Source organism: Pseudomonas sp. XS1P51 (assembly GCF_054897845.1).
The window spans coordinates 4239768-4258721 of record NZ_CM142707.1 but is presented as its reverse complement, the minus strand read 5'-3'; the positions used below and the strand labels follow the sequence as shown (position 1 = coordinate 4258721).

General features: G+C 61.0%; 16 protein-coding genes. 12 read left to right on the top strand and 4 right to left on the bottom strand.

Annotated elements, in window-relative coordinates:
- Positions 1 to 77: 77 nt before the first annotated feature.
- The 8 genes from ribH to ACYZUD_RS19815 all read left to right on the top strand — a co-directional run bounded on the left by ribH (position 78) and on the right by ACYZUD_RS19815 (position 5537).
- Positions 78 to 554, top strand: a complete 477-nt coding sequence (gene ribH, locus ACYZUD_RS19850; RefSeq protein WP_003185938.1) for a 6,7-dimethyl-8-ribityllumazine synthase — start codon at positions 78 to 80, stop codon at positions 552 to 554.
- Entirely contained in the window at positions 551 to 1051 is a 501-nt protein-coding gene (gene nusB / locus ACYZUD_RS19845) for a transcription antitermination factor NusB (RefSeq protein ID WP_462019799.1), read from the top strand. Before ribH ends, nusB begins: the two co-directional genes overlap by 4 nt.
- 174 nt (positions 1052 to 1225) lie before the next feature.
- Complete coding sequence (thiL, locus tag ACYZUD_RS19840; RefSeq protein WP_462019798.1) at positions 1226 to 2191, top strand: thiamine-phosphate kinase; 966 nt, start codon at positions 1226 to 1228, stop codon at positions 2189 to 2191.
- A complete protein-coding gene (locus ACYZUD_RS19835) occupies positions 2188 to 2691 on the top strand; it encodes a phosphatidylglycerophosphatase A family protein (protein WP_008033735.1) in 504 nt (167 codons plus the stop codon). Before thiL ends, ACYZUD_RS19835 begins: the two co-directional genes overlap by 4 nt.
- A gap of 22 nt (positions 2692 to 2713) precedes the next feature.
- The gene (locus tag ACYZUD_RS19830; protein WP_462019797.1) at positions 2714 to 3451 is read left to right on the top strand and encodes a substrate-binding periplasmic protein; all 738 of its coding nucleotides are present in this window, start codon (positions 2714 to 2716) and stop codon (positions 3449 to 3451) included.
- Positions 3452 to 3703: 252 nt separating this feature from the next.
- Positions 3704 to 4321, top strand: a complete 618-nt coding sequence (gene ribA / locus ACYZUD_RS19825; RefSeq protein WP_027924335.1) for a GTP cyclohydrolase II — start codon at positions 3704 to 3706, stop codon at positions 4319 to 4321.
- The gene (locus ACYZUD_RS19820; protein ID WP_462019796.1) at positions 4318 to 4737 is read left to right on the top strand and encodes an MFS transporter; all 420 of its coding nucleotides are present in this window, start codon (positions 4318 to 4320) and stop codon (positions 4735 to 4737) included. Before ribA ends, ACYZUD_RS19820 begins: the two co-directional genes overlap by 4 nt.
- Entirely contained in the window at positions 4737 to 5537 is an 801-nt protein-coding gene (locus ACYZUD_RS19815) for a cobalamin-binding protein (RefSeq protein ID WP_462019795.1), read from the top strand. The genes ACYZUD_RS19820 and ACYZUD_RS19815 overlap by 1 nt, the downstream gene beginning before the upstream one ends.
- A gap of 119 nt (positions 5538 to 5656) precedes the next feature.
- On the opposite strand, the gene ACYZUD_RS19810 is transcribed toward ACYZUD_RS19815, so the two are convergent.
- The 4 genes from ACYZUD_RS19810 to ACYZUD_RS19795 form a co-directional block, all read right to left on the bottom strand.
- The gene (locus ACYZUD_RS19810) at positions 5657 to 7540 is read right to left on the bottom strand and encodes a TonB-dependent receptor domain-containing protein (protein ID WP_462019794.1); all 1884 of its coding nucleotides are present in this window, start codon (positions 7538 to 7540) and stop codon (positions 5657 to 5659) included.
- A gap of 151 nt (positions 7541 to 7691) precedes the next feature.
- Complete coding sequence (gene dxs, locus ACYZUD_RS19805; protein ID WP_462019793.1) at positions 7692 to 9590, bottom strand: 1-deoxy-D-xylulose-5-phosphate synthase; 1899 nt, start codon at positions 9588 to 9590, stop codon at positions 7692 to 7694.
- Positions 9591 to 9682: 92 nt separating this feature from the next.
- Positions 9683 to 10570 (bottom strand): (2E,6E)-farnesyl diphosphate synthase, encoded by an 888-nt coding sequence (gene ispA / locus ACYZUD_RS19800; protein ID WP_462019792.1) that lies wholly within the window; start codon positions 10568 to 10570, stop codon positions 9683 to 9685.
- Positions 10567 to 10809, bottom strand: coding sequence for an exodeoxyribonuclease VII small subunit (locus ACYZUD_RS19795; RefSeq protein WP_007894317.1), 243 nt, complete (start codon positions 10807 to 10809; stop codon positions 10567 to 10569). Before ACYZUD_RS19795 ends, ispA begins: the two co-directional genes overlap by 4 nt.
- Positions 10810 to 11216: 407 nt before the next feature.
- Between ACYZUD_RS19795 and ACYZUD_RS19790 the strand changes: the two genes are divergently transcribed.
- From ACYZUD_RS19790 to ACYZUD_RS19775, 4 genes are read left to right on the top strand one after another with little or no spacing between them, the layout of a single operon-like run.
- Positions 11217 to 12008 (top strand): YfaP family protein, encoded by a 792-nt coding sequence (locus ACYZUD_RS19790; RefSeq protein ID WP_462019791.1) that lies wholly within the window; start codon positions 11217 to 11219, stop codon positions 12006 to 12008.
- Positions 12009 to 12044: 36 nt separating this feature from the next.
- Complete coding sequence (locus ACYZUD_RS19785) at positions 12045 to 13757, top strand: DUF2138 domain-containing protein (protein ID WP_462019790.1); 1713 nt, start codon at positions 12045 to 12047, stop codon at positions 13755 to 13757.
- Positions 13742 to 14392: a DUF1175 domain-containing protein gene (locus ACYZUD_RS19780; RefSeq protein WP_462019789.1), complete on the top strand. Its 651-nt coding sequence runs from the start codon at positions 13742 to 13744 to the stop codon at positions 14390 to 14392. Before ACYZUD_RS19785 ends, ACYZUD_RS19780 begins: the two co-directional genes overlap by 16 nt.
- The gene (locus tag ACYZUD_RS19775; protein WP_462019788.1) at positions 14389 to 18954 is read left to right on the top strand and encodes an alpha-2-macroglobulin family protein; all 4566 of its coding nucleotides are present in this window, start codon (positions 14389 to 14391) and stop codon (positions 18952 to 18954) included. The genes ACYZUD_RS19780 and ACYZUD_RS19775 overlap by 4 nt, the downstream gene beginning before the upstream one ends.

Below are 18954 nucleotides of genomic sequence, written 5' to 3'. Positions count from 1 at the left end.
CGGCCCTGTATTCGCGGTTCAAATACCACTGAGGGATGCGTAGAAAACGCGTCCCGGCTCTTTAAGAGAACTAACGAATGACCCTGAAGACCATCGAAGGTACCTTCATCGCCCCTAAAGGCCGCTACGCTCTGGTAGTAGGCCGTTTCAACAGCTTCGTGGTTGAAAGCCTGGTCAGCGGTGCAGTTGATGCCCTGGTTCGCCATGGCGTGAGCGAAAGCGACATCACCATCATCCGTGCGCCTGGCGCCTTCGAAATCCCGCTGGTTGCGCAGAAAGTCGCTCAGAAGGGTGAATACGCAGCAATCATCGCCTTGGGCGCGGTCATTCGTGGCGGTACTCCGCACTTCGAATACGTGGCGGGCGAATGCACCAAGGGCCTGGCCCAGGTGTCCATGGAGTTCGGCGTACCGGTCGCTTTCGGCGTGTTGACCGTTGATTCCATCGAGCAAGCCATCGAACGTTCCGGCACCAAGGCCGGCAACAAAGGTGCTGAAGCTGCCCTGTCCGCTCTGGAAATGGTCAGCCTGCTGGCGCAGTTGGAGGCCAAGTGATTAGCGACGATAGCGATCGTTTCAACCCGCGCGATCCAAAGCCTGCGGATGCCGGCAAGCCATCGAAAAGCGTCAAGCGTCGCGAAGCCCGTCAGCTCGCGACTCAGGCGCTGTACCAGTGGCACATGGCCAAGCAATCTTTGAACGAGATCGAAGCGCAGTTCCGGGTCGATAACGATTTCAGTGATGTCGATGCCGCGTACTTCCACGACATCCTGCACGGCGTTCCGGCCCACAAGCCTGAGATCGACGCTGCCCTGACGCCGTGCCTGGACATCACCATTGAAGAGCTGGACCCGGTTGAACTGGCGGTTCTGCGCCTGTCCACCTGGGAGCTGCTCAAGCGCGTCGATGTGCCGTACCGCGTTGTGATCAACGAAGGTATCGAGCTGGCCAAGGTCTTCGGTTCCACCGACGGCCACAAGTTCGTCAACGGTGTACTCGACAAGCTGGCCCCGCGTCTGCGTGAAGCTGAAGTGAAGGCGTTCAAGCGCTGATTTGCGCTTGCAGTGTCCTGTCTCGCCGATACGTTCGTTTTTTAGCGAGTGGCTGGTGTTGCCAGACAAGGCGCCGCGACGAGTCATAGCTGGCTATGGCGAGGAGCGGCAACGCAGTATGGCGACACCAGACGCCGCTAAAAAATGAACAGTATTGGTGAGACAGGACACCCAATGGGCGAGTTTGAGCTGATCCGCAATTTCTTCGCCGCCGCGCCTTGTGCGCAGGGCGGCGAAGGCGTTGCCCTCGGGATCGGCGATGACTGCGCCTTGCTGGCGGTTCCCCCTGGGGAACAGCTGGCAATTTCCACCGACACGCTGGTTGCCGGTGTGCATTTCGCAGATCCTTGCGACTCGTTTCTGCTCGGTCAGCGCTCGCTGGCCGTGGCTGTCAGCGACCTGGCTGCCATGGGCGCCACGCCCGTTGCCTTTACCCTTGCCCTGACCTTGCCGACGGTGACCGCCGATTGGCTGGAAGCCTACGCCCGTGGTTTGAACCTCATGGCGCAGCGTTGCGGCGTGGCGCTGGTGGGCGGCGATACCACCCGTGGGCCATTGAGCCTGACCATGACCGTGTTCGGTCGTGTGCCGGGCGGTATGGCGCTGACCCGCAGCGGTGCGCAGCCAGGCGACTTGCTGTGTGTCGGCGGTGAGCTGGGCAATGCCGCTGGCGCCTTGCCACTGGTACTCGGGCAGCGCACGGCTGAGCCGGCCATCGCCGATCCGCTGCTGGCGCATTACTGGGCGCCACAACCGCAACTCGCGTTGGGTCAGGCGCTGCGTGGTAAAGCCACTTCGGCGCTGGATATCTCCGACGGTCTGCTCGCCGATTGCGGGCATATCGCACTCGCCTCGCAGGTCGGTGTTGAGGTTGAACGGGACCGATTGCCGCTGTCGAAGGCTTTAGTGGCCTTCCTTGGTCAACCGGGCGCGGAAGCTGCCGCCCTGAGTGGTGGTGACGATTACGTACTGGCCTTCACCTTACCGTCCGTCGAGTTGTCGCCATTGGTGGCCGACGGTTGGCCGATCCATGTGATCGGGCGAGTGGTGGCAGGGCAGGGCGTCGTGCTGCTGGATGCCGATGGACAAGACATCACCCCGCAAACCCGGGGCTATCAACATTTTCGGGAGACACCGTGACAGATCATCCCAAACAGGTCCCGGCGGAATTCGTACCGCCTTCGGTCTGGCGCAATCCATGGCATTTCCTGGCGTTCGGCTTCGGCTCGGGCACCTTGCCAAAGGCACCGGGCACCTGGGGTTCGTTAGTTGCGCTACCCTTTATTCCGTTGTGGCAGATGCTGCCCGACTGGGGCTATTGGCTGATGCTGGGCATCACCATGCTGTTCGGCTTCTGGCTGTGCGGCAAAGTGGCTGATGATTTGCGGGTACACGACCACGAAGGCATCGTCTGGGACGAAATGGTCGGGATGTGGATCACCCTGTGGCTGGTGCCGGAAGGCTGGTACTGGTTGCTGGCGGGTTTCCTGGTGTTCCGCTTCTTCGACATTCTCAAGCCTTGGCCGATTCACTGGATCGACCGGCATGTACACGGTGGTGTCGGGATCATGCTCGACGACGTATTGGCCGGCGTGTTTGCGTGGTTGGCGATGCAGGGGCTGGTATGGATTTTCGCCTGAGTGGCGGAGCAGGGGACTAAGGATGGCTCGACTCTGGTTGGCTGTGATGGTTTTCGCGGTGTTCTGCTCGCTCGCTCAGGCGGGGGATACAGTGACGACGCCGTCGGTGATTCATCTGGCCAGCGAAGACTGGGAAGACTACACCGCCGCCGATGGTCATGGTCTGGGTTGGGATGTGTTGCGCGAAGTCTTCGAGCCGGCCGGCGTCAAACTGGATATCCGTACCGAACCGTACATTCGCGCCATCGGCCTGACACAGCGCGGTGAAGTGGACGCCTGTGTCGGGGGCTATCGCGATGAAGTCAGCGATCTGCTGTATCCGCGCTGGAATTACGATGTGGATCACATCTATGCCCTGGGGCTGGCCAGTAATCCGGCGCCGACTCCGCAGACCCTGGGCAGTTATCGACTGGCCTGGGTCCGAGGCTACGACTTCCAGAATTACCTGCCCAACGTTACCCGCTATAACGAAGTCGTTCGGCGCACCGGTATTCTGTCGATGCTCACCCACAACCGCGCCGACTACTACATCGACGCGCTGACCGAGGTGGAATACGTGGTCCGCCGGGCCAAGGATCCATCCCAGTTCCGCCGCACCCATATCGCCGAAATCCCGCTGTACCTGTGCTTCGCCAATACGCCCAAGGCTCGTAAACTGATGGCGTTGTTCGATCTGCGTATGGAGCTGTTGGTGAAAAACGGCCAGTTGAAACCGATTTTCGAGCGCTGGAAACAGCCCTATCCCTTCGATTCGAACTGAACACAAATCTTGTGACCGGCGACGACCGTTGTGGGAGCGAGCCTGCTCGCGATTGCGGTGTGTCAGTCACCTTTCTGCTCGCTGACAGTCTGCAATCACGAGCAGGCTCGCTCCCACAGGTGGGCTTGGGCGGGGTGCAGATCAAACTTTTAGATTGTTATGCCCCATAATTCAGCCTAAGCGTCTGTCGGAACGTGCTGTTACAATGCCGCGTCTGCGAATCTCCAGTACCTATAGATCAGGAGCACACCGGTGCCTGTCGTTTTTGTCGCCGCTTCCAAGCTGCCAACGCCTTTTGCGCAATTCACCATGCACGGCTTTCTCGATGAGGAAAACGGGCGCGAGCACGTCGTGCTGAGCCTGGGTGAGTTTGCCGACGGTGCCCCGGTACTCGGCCGGTTGCATTCAGAATGCCTGACCGGCGATGCCTTGTTCAGCCAGCGTTGCGACTGCGGCTCGCAACTCGAGGCCGCCTTGCAGGCCATCGCCCGTGAAGGTCGAGGGGTGTTGCTGTACTTGCGTCAGGAAGGCCGTGGCATTGGCTTGCTGAACAAGATCCGCGCCTATGAATTGCAGGACGGCGGCGCCGACACCGTTGAAGCCAACGAGCGTTTGGGCTTTGCCGCTGACCAGCGTGACTACGCCATGTGCCTGCCGATGCTTGAGCACCTGGGCGTGAAATCCCTGCGTCTGATGACCAACAACCCGCGCAAGGTCAAAGCCTTGACCGACATGGGCATTGTGGTCGCCGAGCGCGTGCCGTTGCACACGGGCCACAACCCGCACAACAAACTGTATCTGGCGACCAAGGCCAGCAAGCTCGACCACATGATGGGCAACGAGCACCAAGGCGAGGCAGATCGGGCGTGACGCGCGGTCAAGTGCGGCGGCGATTGTCCTTCAGCTGGTGGCAATACCTGGCGCTGGCCTTGTTGCCGCTGTTCGTAATCAACGGCGTGTTTGGCCAGAGTGAGGCGATTCTGCCGGTGCTGGCAATGCCGTTGTTCATCGCCGGTGTTGCGTCGATGTTTGTCAGCCTGAAGTTTTTCGGCGGCTACAAACACGCACTGATCGCCACCCAGAAAGCCCTCGACACCTCTGAAGAACCTGCCGCCTGGATCACCCTGGCTGCCAAGCGCCGCACGGCGTTCCTGGCCGCTGGTTTACCCGCCTGGATCGGTGCGCTGGCGGTATTCGTCGGCCTCGAAGCGGTACCGCTGGTGTTGCTGACGTTGTCGACCACGGTGCTGTTCTACCTCTACCGTATTCCGCGTCAACTCGGCTGATGCTGCGTGTATGGCTGGTGGTTTTGCTGCTGGTCGTCAGTGGTTCGGTGACAGCGGTCGAGCGCGTTGTCAGTCTGGCGCCGTCTCTCTCTGAAATCGTTGTTGAGCTGGGCTCTGCCGACCTGCTGGTGGGGGTACTGGATGCCGGTGAGCGTCCCGCCGAACTCAAAGACCTTCCTTCGGTTGGCCGCTACGGCCAGTTGGACATGGAACGATTGCTCAGCCTGAAACCCGATTTATTGCTGCTCTGGCCCGGCAGTGTTGGCCCGGCGCAGCGTGAACAGCTCAAGCGATTGAACATCCCCACCTATATCGCCGAACCTCACAACCTTGAACAACTCACCGCGCAGATTGAGACGATAGCCCAGCGGCTCGGCCGGCCGGAGCGTGGCGTGTCTTTGGCGTTAAGCCTGCGTCAGCGGCTGGATTCACTGCGCCAGCGTTATCGACGGGACGAACCGCTGCGGGTGTTTTATCAGGTCTGGGATCGGCCGCTATACACCGTTGGCGGCGAGCAGATCATCAGCGATGCACTTGAGGTGTGCGGAGCGCGCAATGTCTTTGCCGACCAGACGCTACCCGCGCCGCAGGTCAGCGTGGAGGCGGTGTTGCAGCGTAATCCCGAGGTGATTCTGGCCAGTGATCAGGCGCAGCTCGATGCGTGGAAGGCCTGGCCGCAGGTGGCAGCGGTGGTGCAGGGGCAATTGTTGTTGGTGACGGACAAAGGACTGGAGCGGCCGAGTGGGCAGATGATCGAGGCGACGGCCAGGTTGTGCCGTTTGATCGCGCCGGACCGCTAAGACCGAGGCGCGGCCTTCGCGAGCCGGCTCGTTCCCACAGGGTTTTGTGTCGCCCACCGATCCAATGTGGGAGCGAGCCTGCTCGCGATGAGGCCGGCCGAAACACCGCTAATCTGTGGCTATATCTCTGGCGTCCAGGTCACCCCAAACATCCACGCCCGACCTTCCTCGCGATACCCATACTGACTACCCTCATGGCTGTACAGCGCCCGGCTATAACCCTTGTCCAGCAGGTTATCGACCTTCAGTTCAAGCTTGATCTCACGATTCAATGCCCAACTGCTGCGTAACCCCAGCAGCGCATACCCGCCCAGCGGCTGCTGATTGTTCACATCGTCATAGCTGCTGCTGACCGCCTGCCAACTGGCGCCGAGGCCCAGCCGGTCGAACTGCCGATCCAGATCCAGGCTCAAGGTGCGCCGCGCCCGACGCGCCAGCGTGTGACCGCTGTCGCGATCCCGTGGGTCGATGATCGCCACGCCAAGGTTGCTCTGCCAGCCGAACAGTTCTTGCTTCAATGCCGCTTCAAATCCGTTGATCCGCGCCGTGGCGACGTTCTGCGGGCGGTCGTTACTGCCGAAAATAATCGCGTCTTTGAGATCCGTACGATAAAGCGAGGCTTCGAGGCGGCTGCTGTCGGTCAGCTGACTGCGCCATTGCAGTTCGTAGCTTTTCGAGGTTTCAGGCTCCAGATTCGGGTTGCTGAATTTGGGGTAGTACAAGTCGTTGAACGTCGGTGCGCGAAAGCCTTCGCTGTAGGTCAACAGCAGGTCGTTGTCCGGGTTCACCGGCAGGGTGAAGGTGCCGCTCCAGCTGTTCTGGCCACCGAACTGCTGGTTTTGGTCGCGGCGCAGGCCCAGTTCCGTGGAGAAACTATCCGCCTGATAGCGATGCTGGATAAACGCCGCACGGTTCCAGCGGCTGTCCTCGTCAAACGACGTGCTGCTGTTGATGCGGTCTTCGTACCAGTCGCCGCCGAGGATCAGGCTGTTGTGCTCGTCGAGGGTCAGGTCGTTCTGCCAGTTAACCGAGTCGCGATACGTGTTGAATACGCTGCGCTCATCGCTGAGCTTATCGAGGGTTTTCTCTCGGTTTTCGCTGTGGCCGAACTCGACTCGGGTTTTCCAGATGTCGTTAACGCGTGCATCGACGTAACTGCTGACGCTACTCACGGCGAAATCGCTGTAGGGCTGCTGCTGGACCGACTCGAAGGTGTCCATGTCGAAGCGGCCGAACGGATTGTCGAATTCGCTTTTGCCACGGTTATCCAGCAGGTTGGCGCCGATTTCGATGTCATCAGTGAGCGCATGACTCAGGCTCAAACTCATCGATTTGTTGCGGTACTCATCGTGATCGCCATCGCTCGGGTACGACTCGTGGGTACGATTGATCCCGGCGGTTTCATCGAGGCTGGCGCCGAGGTTTAAGCGGGTCTTCTCATCGCCGCCAGACAGCCCGAGGCTGCGTTCCCAGGTCTGGTTGCTGCCAAAGCCCGCGTGCAGGCGCGGTTGCAGGCCTTGTTCGCCGCCACGACGAGTAAAGATCTGAATCACTCCGCCAATCGCATCGCTGCCGTAAATCACCGATCGGGAACCGCGCAGCACTTCCACGCGCTCGACTTGCTCGATGTTGATGTGTTGCAGGTTACTGTCGCCGGAGGTCGAGTTGCCGATGCGTTGACCGTCCACCAGCACCAGGCTTTGGGCCGACTGGGTGCCGCGAATGTAAATGCCCGGCAGACTGCCGCGTCCACCGAGTGGCGCGACTTGCACGCCGGGTACACGGTTCAGCAGGTCAGTGACGCTGCTCGGTTGCAGACGGCCGATGTCTTCTCGGGTGAACACGGTGTTGGCGGCGCTGCTGTCGTTGCGGGCTTCGACCTGGCGGTTGGCGCTGATCAGCACATCGGGCAGCTTCAGGGCCTGGTCGCGTTCAAAGGTGTCGGCCAGGAGTTGGCCGGACGGCAGAAGGGTCAGCGTCAGGGTGAGGGGGGAGAGTTTCATGGATGATCCGAGGAGAATTCAGCTACGACACAACCTCCTGTAGGCGCTGCCGAAGGCTGCGATCTTTTGATTTTGCTTTTTCAGATTTTGGAGTTGCCGAAGATCAAGATCAAAAGATCGCAGCCTTCGGCAGCTCCTACAGGGGGGAGTGCTAGATATTCAATAGTTGCAAGCGCTGTCGAACCGAAGCCTCGATCCCGGCCTCATCCAACCCACACTCCGCCAGCATTTGCGCAGGCTTGGCGTGCTCGACGTAGCTGTCCGGCAAACCCAGGTGCAGCATCGACTTGAGGATGTTTTCGCGGGCGAGGAACTCGCTGACCGCGCCACCGGCACCGCCCATGATCGCGTTCTCTTCGATGGTCACCAGCAACTCGTGGCTGCCGGCAATCTCGCGAACCAGTTCTTCATCGAGCGGTTTGACGAAGCGCATATCGACCACGGTGGCATCCAGCGTCTCGGCGACTTTCAGCGCCTCGGCCAGTTGCACGCCGAACACCAGCAGGGCGACTTTGTTGCCCTGACGACGAACCACACCTTTACCGATTTCGATCGGTTGCAGGTCTTTCTCGATCGTCGCGTTCGGACCATTGCCGCGCGGGTAGCGCACCGCCGCCGGGCCGTTGTACAGGTGGCCGGTGGTGAGCATCTTGCGCAGTTCATTTTCATCGCTCGGCGTCATCACCAGCAAGCCGGGGATACAACGCAGGAACGACAGATCGAAGCTGCCCGCATGCGTCGGGCCGTCTTCGCCCACCAGGCCGGCGCGGTCGATGGCGAACAGCACGTCGAGGTTTTGCACCGCCACATCATGCACAAGCTGGTCGTAACCGCGTTGCAGGAATGTCGAATAGATCGCCACCACCGGTTTCACACCTTCGCAGGCCATGCCGGCAGCGAGGGTCACGGCGTGTTGCTCGGCAATCGCCACGTCGAAGTAGCGCAGCGGAAAACGCTCGCTGAAGGCCACCAGGTCGGAGCCTTCTTTCATCGCCGGAGTGATGCCGACCAGGCGCGGATCAGAAGCGGCCATGTCGCACAGCCATTCACCGAATACGCCGGAATACTTTGGCCCGCTGGCTTTCTTCGGCGCGGCGGCCGGCGCATCAACGGGTTCGAGTTTGGTGATCGCGTGGTAACCGATCGGGTCGACTTCCGCCGGGGCGAAGCCTTTGCCTTTCTTGGTGACGACGTGCAGGAACTGCGGGCCTTTCAGATCGCGCATGTTGCGCAGTGTGGCGATCAGGGTTGGCAGGTCGTGGCCATCGATCGGGCCGATGTAGTTCCAGCCCAGCTCTTCGAACAGCGTGCCGGGAACCAGCATGCCCTTGGCGTATTCTTCGGTGCGACGAGCGATTTCCCAGGCGCCGGGCAGGCGCGACAGGACCTTTTTGCTGCCTTCACGCATGCTCGCGTAAGTACGGCTGGAAAGAATCTTCGCCAGATAGTTCGACAGCCCGCCGACGTTGCGCGAGATCGACATGTCGTTGTCGTTGAGGATCACCAGCATGTTGGCGTTCACTTCCGGCGCATGGTTCAGCGCCTCGAACGCCATGCCGGCAGTCAGTGCGCCGTCGCCGATCACGGCAATCGCCTTGCGATCACTGTTCTGCAGGCGGGCGGCAATCGCCATGCCCAGCGCTGCGCTGATCGAGGTGCTGGAGTGGCCGACGCCAAAGGTGTCGTACTCGCTCTCGGAACGACGCGGGAAGGCTGCGACGCCGTCCTTCTGGCGCAGGGTGCCCATGCGCTCGCGACGGCCGGTGAGGATTTTGTGCGGATAGGCCTGATGACCCACGTCCCACACCAGCCGGTCGTCCGGGGTGTCGAAGACGTAATGCAGCGCGATGGTCAGTTCGATGACGCCCAGGCCGGCACCGAAATGCCCGCCGGTCTGACCGACCGTGTAGAGCAATTCCAGGCGCAACTCATCGGCCAGGGTTTCCAGCTCGGCTTCGCCTAACCGGCGCAGGCCGTCCGGCGTGTTGGCACGGTCGAGCAGGGGCGTGGTCGGGCGCTTGCGGGGAATCTCATGAAACGTCGTGGGCATCAGGCGAATCGTTATAGGTATAAAAGATGCGGCAGTTTACCTGATGCATCGCCCCCTGCCCACGCGTTGGTTTTAACTTGGCGGATACACCGTCAGCTGCGCCGGTCGACGATATAACGGGCCAGGTCACGCAACGGCTCGGCGGCCGCGTCAAACGGTCGCAGCGCGTGCAGGGCCTGATCGCGCAGTTCCAGGGCGTAGGCCTTGGCATCGTCGAGGCCGAGCAGGGCCGGGTAGGTCGGCTTGTCGCGAGCAATGTCGGCGCCCTGGCGTTTGCCGAGGGTTTCGGTATCGCTTTCGACGTCGAGAATGTCGTCCTGCACCTGAAATGCCAGGCCGATGGCCTGTGCATAAGTCTGCAAGGACTTCAGCTCGTCCTTTTCGGCACGGCCACTGGCCAGGGCTCCGAGCTTGACGCTGACCTCGATCAACGCGCCGGTCTTGTGCCGATGCATGTATTCGAGGGCTTTTTGATCGAGCTTCAGGCCGACCGAGCCGAGGTCGATGGCCTGACCGCCGACCATGCCCGCCGGGCCCGCCGCCAACGCCAGCGCGCTGACCATTTGCAGACGGATTTCAGCGTCCAGCGTGCTCAGGCGCGGGTCGAGCAGGGCGCTGAACGCCAGGCTCTGCAAACCATCACCGGCGAGAATCGCGCAGGCTTCGTCGAATTTCTTGTGGGTCGTTGGCTGGCCGCGACGCAGATCGTCGTCGTCCATCGCCGGCAAATCGTCATGCACCAGGGAATAGGCGTGGATCAGCTCTACCGCGCACGCCGCGCCGTTGGCTTGCTCAGCCTGGCCGCCCAGCGCTTCGCAGGCTGCGTAGGCCAGCAGCGGGCGCACCCGTTTGCCGCCATTCATCACGCTGTAGCGCATGGCTTCGTACAGACGCGCAAGCTCGGGGCTTGGCGCGTTGAACAGGGTTTCCAGTGCAGCGTTGACGCGGGCCTGGCTGGTCGCCGAATACGCTGCAATCATTCTGGCTGATCCGCGTCGAAGGGTTCCTCGGCCAGCTCGCCATCACGCTCGAGCAACACCTGAACCTTTTGCTCGGCCTGGGCCAGCGCCGCCTGGCAATCGCGGGTCAGACCGATGCCCTGCTCGAAAGCCGTCAGCGAGTCTTCCAGCGACAGTTCGCCGTTCTCCAGTCGCTCCACCAGCGTTTGCAGGTCAGCGAGGGATTGTTCGAAATCCAGTGCAGCTTTTTTGCGGGCCATGGCGGCTATTTCCGGTTGACGTTAAACCGGCGCGACACTAGCAGACATGGGGGTTATGGGCAAATGAACGGGGGCATTCGGCCACTGTATCGTGGGCGCGAACGCTACCTTTGTGGCGAGGGGGCAAGCCCCCCGCCACAAAGGTTTGGCGTATCCGAGGAGTGTTGGGGTTTATTCGGCTCACTTTATGAGTCGAATAAGATCGCTATTCGGCTCACGCCCGGAATGTGCGTGACTTCTGCCGCAAATTCAGAGGTATCCGATTGTTAAAAAACCGCCGAATGGCTAACCTTCGCGCCTTCTACGACCCAACAGTCACGGGTCTTTCTGACGAAACGCAGTATTTGGATCTGTAACGCGCCGAGGATCAGGCGCAAGGTTTCGTTATGCATGGCAGGAGGCGTCACATGCGTTCATTTCTTCTAGTGCTGATGGGGCTGGCCTGCGCGAGCGCAGCCTGGGCCGAGCCGACCGCCGAGTTGTCGGAACCGGTGGGCGGCTGGCGTTACTCCGGGCTGCTGGACCGCACTGAAAACCCTCGAGTCGCCTATCCCACGCCACCCATCGACCGGGGCGTACAACGCAATCGCACGATGATCGAAGGCCAGCTCAAGGCCATCGGCACGCTGCGACCGCCCCACAGCCTGGCGGTCAACGGCAATCCCGTGAACCTGTACACCGACGACCAAGGGCGTTTCGCCCGGCCGTACGCGTTCGGCGCCGGCTCCAACAGCGTCGAAGTGCGCAGTTCCGAAGGCCAATCGCTCAAGCGCGTTCAATTCTATGAAGCCAACAACCTGCGCACCCCGGCACGGATTCGCGTGGTGCTGGGCTGGGACGATCCCAAGGCCGAACTCGACCTGCACATCATTACCCCCGACGGCCAACACGCGTTCTGGGCTCGCCCGGCGATGAGCAACGGCGGTGGGCTGGACCCGGACGGCGTCGACGGCCCCGGCCCGGAAATGTTCACCATGACCGCGCCGCTGCATGGCACCTATCTGGTTTACGTGAACTATTGGGGCAACTTCGGCAGCGGCGGCTATAACTTCGAGGAGACCAGCAACCAGAACGAGGTGATCACCTCGCAGATCAACCTGGTGCTCAACGAAAACACCGTCGACGAAAAACGCGAGACCTTCATCGTGCCCCTGCGCGCGATCGGTGACCTGCTGCTGGTCAAGACTTTCAACTATTGAGCATCCCGCACCACGGATGAACTGGGTTTTGTAAACATGAGCGATAACACTGTTTCCCTGGCTGCCGAAGCACCCGCAGCCAAACCTTCCCGGCGTTGGCCGGCGCTGCTGGTCGGGCTGTGCCTGGTCGCTGGTGTGGCAGGTGGGCTGGGCTGGTTCATGCACAAACCCAAAGCGCCGCCAGCGGAGTTGGCCAGTGACAAACTGGGCATGAGCCGGCTGGATGGCTTGCTTGAAACCCACTCCCTGAGCCAATTGCCCAAGGACTTGCTGGCGGTGCCGTTTCTCAAGGAAACCCTGACTGAAGATTTCGTCTTCTATTACGAAGCGCATGCTGATCGCCTCGGACTGATCGGCAGTCTGCGGCGGATCATTTACGAACATGACCTGAAATTGCAGGACAGCTTGATCGAACAACTTTTCGATCAGCCAGCGGATGTGGCGCTGTGGCGGGGGGCGGATGGTCGGCTCAAGGATTTCCTGTTGGTGATGGATCGCGGTGGTCTGGCCAAGGTGCTGGAGCCGCTGGCCAAAGTCGCGCTGGATGATTCGCAGCTGAGCAAAATCGGCGATGTGAAAGTCGGCGCCGACGACGTTGCGCTCTATCAACTCAACTACAATGCCAGCAAGGCGCTGGTGTTCGCCTCTCATGGCGACAAACTGGTGGTGCTGTCCAATCCGACGAAACTCTACGATCCGGGCAGCGGTTCGACCGAAGAACCGGGCAGTGTCTCGACCGTGGCCATTGCCGCGTTGCTCAACGGCGACAAACTGTTCCCCGAGGCTTTCGGCCTGCAACCGCGTGCGCCTGAGGTGAAGCAACGCCTCTCGGTCAATTCCAGTGTCCTGGCCATGGGGTATCAGCGCTTCATCCCGAACTTCGCCGGTCTGCGCTTCGACATGGACGACAAGGGCTGGCACAGCTTCCTCGCCATGGACGAACTGGACAACCAGCCGGACTTCGATTTCAAACCGATCTGGCAAGCCATGCCGATGGGCGCCAGTGCGTGCGTGGCCCTGCCACTGGCCGCTGAACAACAGAAGCCGCTGCTGGTAAAACTCGGCGCCGAAGAAACCGTGGCCCAAGCTCTGACTGAGCACATGGCCGGTGCAGCGGGCCTGTGTTGGTACGCCGATTCGCGGCTGTACACGCCGCTGCTGGTGGCCAGTCTGAACGACAAGGACAGTGCAAAACTCGACGGCGATCTGGGAAACTTGTTCTCTTCGATGGTGGGTGCCTACGAAGGCAATGTTGAAGAGCACGCGTTCCCGGTGGTCGAGAAACAGGAAGGCGAATCTCACCAATGGCAGCGTCAGGTCAGCTCCAATTTCGGCCCTTATGCGGCCAAGGATGCCGAGCAACCGGACGCGATCACTGGTAAGGCGTTCATGCGTGTGAGCCTTGCGCGCCACGGTTCGACGCTGCTGTTCTCCCTCGACGACAAGCTTGTGGACAAAGCCCTCGGCACCCTCGACAAACGCTTTCCGCCGATGGCCGATGTGGTGCCGAAAGACCTGCTGATGCCGGTCTACTTCGGCCCGGACTCCATGGCGCAACTGATGCAACAGGAAACCCTCGACAGCCTGCAGCAGGACATGGAACCGGTGTTCTACAACGCCGCACAAACCTACCTGATCCCGAAACTGCGCAAGCTTGGTGGCTACGGCAAGTACGCCCTGACCTTGCCGGAAGGCAGTGAACCGGACGGCCATTGGCAATGGCTGCCGCTGGAATGGAAAGCCCTGTGACCGCACTCATCCGAGGCCTCGGCCTGCTGGCGATGTTGCTGGGCAGTCGGGTATTTGCCACTGAGGCGCCGCCGCTCGACGTGCAGCAATCCCAGGTGTTCCGCGCCTGGTTCGTGCGTATCGCCCAGGAACAACTGACCCAGGGACCGAGCCCGCGCTGGTACCAGCAGGACTGCGCCGGGCTGGTCCGTTTTGCCGCCAACGAAGCGCTGAAAGCCCACGACGACAAATGGCTGCGCAGCAATGGCCTGTCCAACCGCTACCTGCCGCCGGAGCTGCAATTGAGCGACGCCCAGCGCGGCCTCGCCCAGCAATGGCAACAGGGCGGCGGCAAGGTCGGGCCGTACGTCAACGCGATCAAACTGATTCAGTTCAACAGTCATCTGGTCGGTCGCGATCTGGCCCAGGCCCGGCCCGGCGACCTGATGTTTTTCGATCAGGGCGACGACCAGCACCTGATGATCTGGATGGGCCGCTACATCGCCTATCACACCGGCACCACCACCCCCACAGACAACGGCATGCGTTCCGCGAGCCTGCAGCAACTCATGACATGGAAGGACACCCGATGGATACCCGACGCAGCCAACCCCAACTTCATCGGCGTCTATCGACTGAACTTTCTCTCCCAATGACCGGTGCCCGCATGCTGCGTTTTCTGCCTCTGCTGTTGGTATTAGTGCTGCCTTTTTCGGCGGTCAACGCTGAAGACACCGTCGAGCCGAGCGGCTACACGCCGGTCGCCGGTGAAAGCTTTTTCCTGCTGGCGGACAGCAGTTTTGCCAGTGACGAGCTGGCCATGGTTCGCCTCGAAGCGCCGGGCCGCGACTATCGCCGGTTTCGCATGGAGCCTTACGGCGGCGCCGACATTCGCGTGTATCGCATCGACAAACCGCTGGATTTCCTCAAGCGCCAGAAGAACCTGCACCGCGTGGTCAGCGATGGCCAGTTCAAGGGCGAAGGCCTGTCGAACACTCTCGCGTACCTGTGGGACAACTGGTATCGCAAATCCCGTCGGGTGATGCAGCGAGCGTTTTCCTACGAGTCGCGTAAACAAGTCACCGAGGAAGTGCCGGAACTGAAGATGGGCACCGCCATCGCCGCGCCAACGCCCTACGACGCTCAGCCGCAATTCGCCTTGATTCCGGGCCTGCCGGTGGTCAGCCAATTCCGCTATCCGCTGTGGCAAGCCAAACCGATCCAGCCGCCGACAGGTGTGAACCTGGCGGGCTCTTCCAGCGAGTTCGTCAGCGTCGCACCGGGTAACGTCTACATCCCGTTGGGCAACCTGAAACCGGGCTTGTATTTGGTGGAAGCGCTGATCGGCAAGTACCGCGCGACCACCATGGTCTTCGTCTCGAACACTGTCGCCGTGAGCAAAATTGCCGGTGATGAACTGGTGGTCTGGGCCGCGCGCAAACACGAAGGCAGTTCGGTGCCCAAGGTCAACGTGCTGTGGACCGATGGCCTCGGCGTGATGAGCAGCGGCGCCACCGATACCGATGGTTTGCTGCGTCTGAAACACGTCAGCCCGGAGCGTTCGTTCGTGATCGGCGAGGACGAAGAGGGTGGTGTGTTTGTCTCCGAAAACTTTTATTACGACAGCGAAATCTACGACACCAAACTCTATGCGTTCACCGACCGGCCGCTGTATCGGCCGGGGGATTGGGTGTCGCTGAAAATCGTCGGTCGTGAGTTCAAGAACGCTCGCGATTCGGTGCTGCCGACCGCCGCCGACGTCAACGTGACCGTGCTCGACGCCACCGGCACGGCGCTGCAATCGTTGGTGCTGAAACTCGATTCCAAGGCCGGCACCCAAGGTCGTTTCCAGTTACCGGATAACGCGGTGGCCGGTGGTTATGAACTGCGCTTCAGCTACAAGGATCAGGCCTACAGCAGCGCCTTTCGCGTGGCCGAATACATCAAGCCGCACTTCGAAATATCGCTAAACCTGGCCAAGCAGGATTACCGCACCGGCGAGCCGGTCAAAGGCAGCCTGGTGCTGCTGTACCCCGACGGTAAACCGGTGGCGAACGCCAAGTTGAGCCTGAGCCTGCGCGCGCAACAACTGTCGATGGTCGACAACGAACTGCAATACCTCGGGCAATTCCCGGTGGAGCTGACCAGTGCCGAACTGACCACCGATTCCAAGGGCAATGCGACCCTCGACCTGCCGGCCGCCGAGAAACCGAGCCGCTACATGCTCACCGTTTTTGCCAGCGATGGCGCGGCGTATCGGGTCAAGACCACCAAGGAAATCCTCATCGATCGTGGTGCCGCCAGTTTCCGTTTGAGCGCGCCTCAACGGTTCAGCGCGGTGGGCGACAAGGTTGCGTTCAGCTACCTGAACGAAGGTGGCAGCGAGCAGAGCAAAGCGGTTGTACCGAGCGGCTACAGCTGGGTGCGTCTGGAAGATCAGAGCACCGGCGAAGGCAAACTTGCCGCAACCGATAAAGGCTTCACGCTGGCGTTCGAGCGTCCCGGCACTTACAACCTGACCTTGAAAGATGACCACGGTCGCGTGGTCGGCGCCACCGGCCATTCGGTCACTGGCGACGGCGTCAAAGCCGTGCCCGGCACCGTGGAAATCGTCCTTGATAAACCCGAATACAAGGCCGGTGACGAAGCGCTAGCATTGATCACTTTCCCCGAGCCGGTGAGCGATGCGTTGCTGTCGCTGGAGCGCGACAAGGTCGAGGCTACTGCGCTGCTGTCCAAGGGCGGTGACTGGCTGAAGATGGAAAAACTCAGCGACACCCAATACCGCGCGCGCATCCCGGTGAAAGACAATTTCGCGCCGAACCTGACCTTCTCGGTGCTCTACACCAAGGGCGGTCAGTACAGCTTCCAGAACGCCGGTATCAAGGTCATCGCACCGCAAATTGACGTGGACATTGCGACTGATAAAGAGGCGTATCAACCGGGCGAAACCGTGTCCGTGGACCTCACGACCCAGTTCGCCGGCAAGCCGATTCCTGCGCATCTGACGGTCAGCGTGGTCGACGAAATGGTCTACGCACTGCAACCGGAAGTCGCGCCGACCATCGACCAGTTCTTCTACCACCCGCGCCGCAACAACGTACGTACCAGCGCCAGTCTGTCGTTCATTAGCTATGACGTGGCATTGCCGGGAAGTCCAGGCGCGCCGGGCAAAGCCAACCGCAGTGAGCGGGGTGTGAAAGTGCTGGAGCGGCCGCGTCGCGAAGACGTCGACACTGCCGCGTGGCAACCGGAGTTGGTGACCGACGCCAATGGTAAAACCCGCTTCACCTTCAAGATGCCGGACTCGCTGACCCGCTGGCGCATTACCGCCCGGGCCATCGCCGATGACGGTCAGGTCGGGCAGAAGAAGCAGTTCCTGCGTTCGGAAAAACCGCTGTACCTGAAGTGGAGCGGCCCGACCCGATTCCGTACTGGCGATAAACCGGATCTTGGTGTGTTTGCTTTCAGTCAGGCCGAAACCCCGGTCAAGGCCGAGCTGGTAATTCACTACGGTGGCGCGGAACAACGCGTGCCGGTGACGCTGAACAACGGCATCAACTACATCGCATTGCCAGCGTTCGCATTGGCCAATGGTGAGTGGACTGCCGAGCTGGTGCAGGACGGTAAAACCGCCGATGCCTTGGCCGTGCGCCTGACCGCGACGGGTGAAGGTTGGCAAGTCACGCAAAGCCAAAATCTGGACGTGGCCAGCGGTGACACGCCGCTGACCTTGCCGGCGGACGCCACGGATATTCGCCTGCGCCTGGATGACAGTCCGCAAGCGCTGTTCCGCTCGGCACTTGATGATTTGCTGAGCTATCCGTACGGCGGCGTCGAGCAGACCGCCAGTCGTTTGCTGCCGCTGAGCATTGCGTATCCGACCTTGTCATCGAACCCGCAGATCCGTGATCGCTTGCGCCTGATCATGCAAAACAGTCGTCTACGCCTGGTGCAGATGGCCGGACCTTCGGCGAGCTTCACGTGGTGGGGCATGGACGGTGAGCCGGATGCGTTCCTCACCGCGTATGCTTATTACGCCGACTGGCACGCCAGCAAAGCGCTGGAACTGAGCTTGCCGCCGGAGCATTGGCAGCGGGTGCTGGAGGTTTACTCGAAGCAGGCCAAAAACACGCCGCTGTTGCAGCGGGCGCTGATCCTGTCGTTCGCCAAGCAGATGCAATTGCCGGTGAACACGTTGATCAGCGGGTTGATGGACGATCTGGCGAACGCGGGCGAGGGCAATGCGGCGAACCTGATGGAGGATGGTGAAGACAGCATTGTCATGAGCGATCCCGATTCGGCGCTCGGGTTGGCTGCGGCTCGTGCGTTGACCGCGTCTTTGGCCAAGCAGTCGAAGGTTGATCCACCGGACGCTTTCAACCGGCAACTGGCCGATGCACAGCAACGTTTGGCGGTCAGCTCTCAACCGTTTGCCGAAGCGTTGAACCTGTCGTTGCAAGCCTTCGATCAGGCTCACGCTCAAGCGTTGTTGCAGCGTTTGCTGCCACAGCAATCGACTCTGGAACGCGCCTTGGCGTTGACCTGGTTGCAGCGCAGCATCGAGCAGGCCTCGCCCACTATCGCACTGGCACCGGGTGAAGGCTGGAAGAAAGAACACGGTGATACCGGTGAGATGTATTGGACGTGGCAGGGTGCTGTGCCCGTACCGGCAGCGTTGTCGCTGACCGGGACACAAGAGCGTCCGCTGCGGGCCGCGTTGAGCTTCCAGACCAGGCAGCCGTTGGTTGATCCGATGGCCGTCACCATCACTCGTCGCCTGTCGCGTCTGGTGCCGGGTGATGAAGCGTTCACCTTCAAGCTTGAAGCGGTCGGTAGCAAGCCGTTGTCCAGCGACAGCCTCTATCTGGACGAAGTGATCATCACCAGCAAAGCTACCAAGCCGCTGCGCTACGGGATGATCGAAGTACCGCTGCCACCGGGCGGTGACGTCGAGCGCACCACGTGGGGCATCAAACTCATGGGCAAGGCCGGTACCGAACCGACCGCGCTGGAGAAGGCCCGCTTCGAGCCGGGGCAAATGGCGTATGCCATTCCGGTGGATGCGCTGAGCGGTGAATTGCGCCTGCGTCATCTGGTGCGCTTCTCGCAAAAGGGTCAGTTCAACTTGCCGCCCGTTCGCTTCACCCAGGTTTATGCGCCTCAGCATCAGGCTCAGGAACAGAAACCGGCCTTGGGCCAGGTCACGGTCAACTGA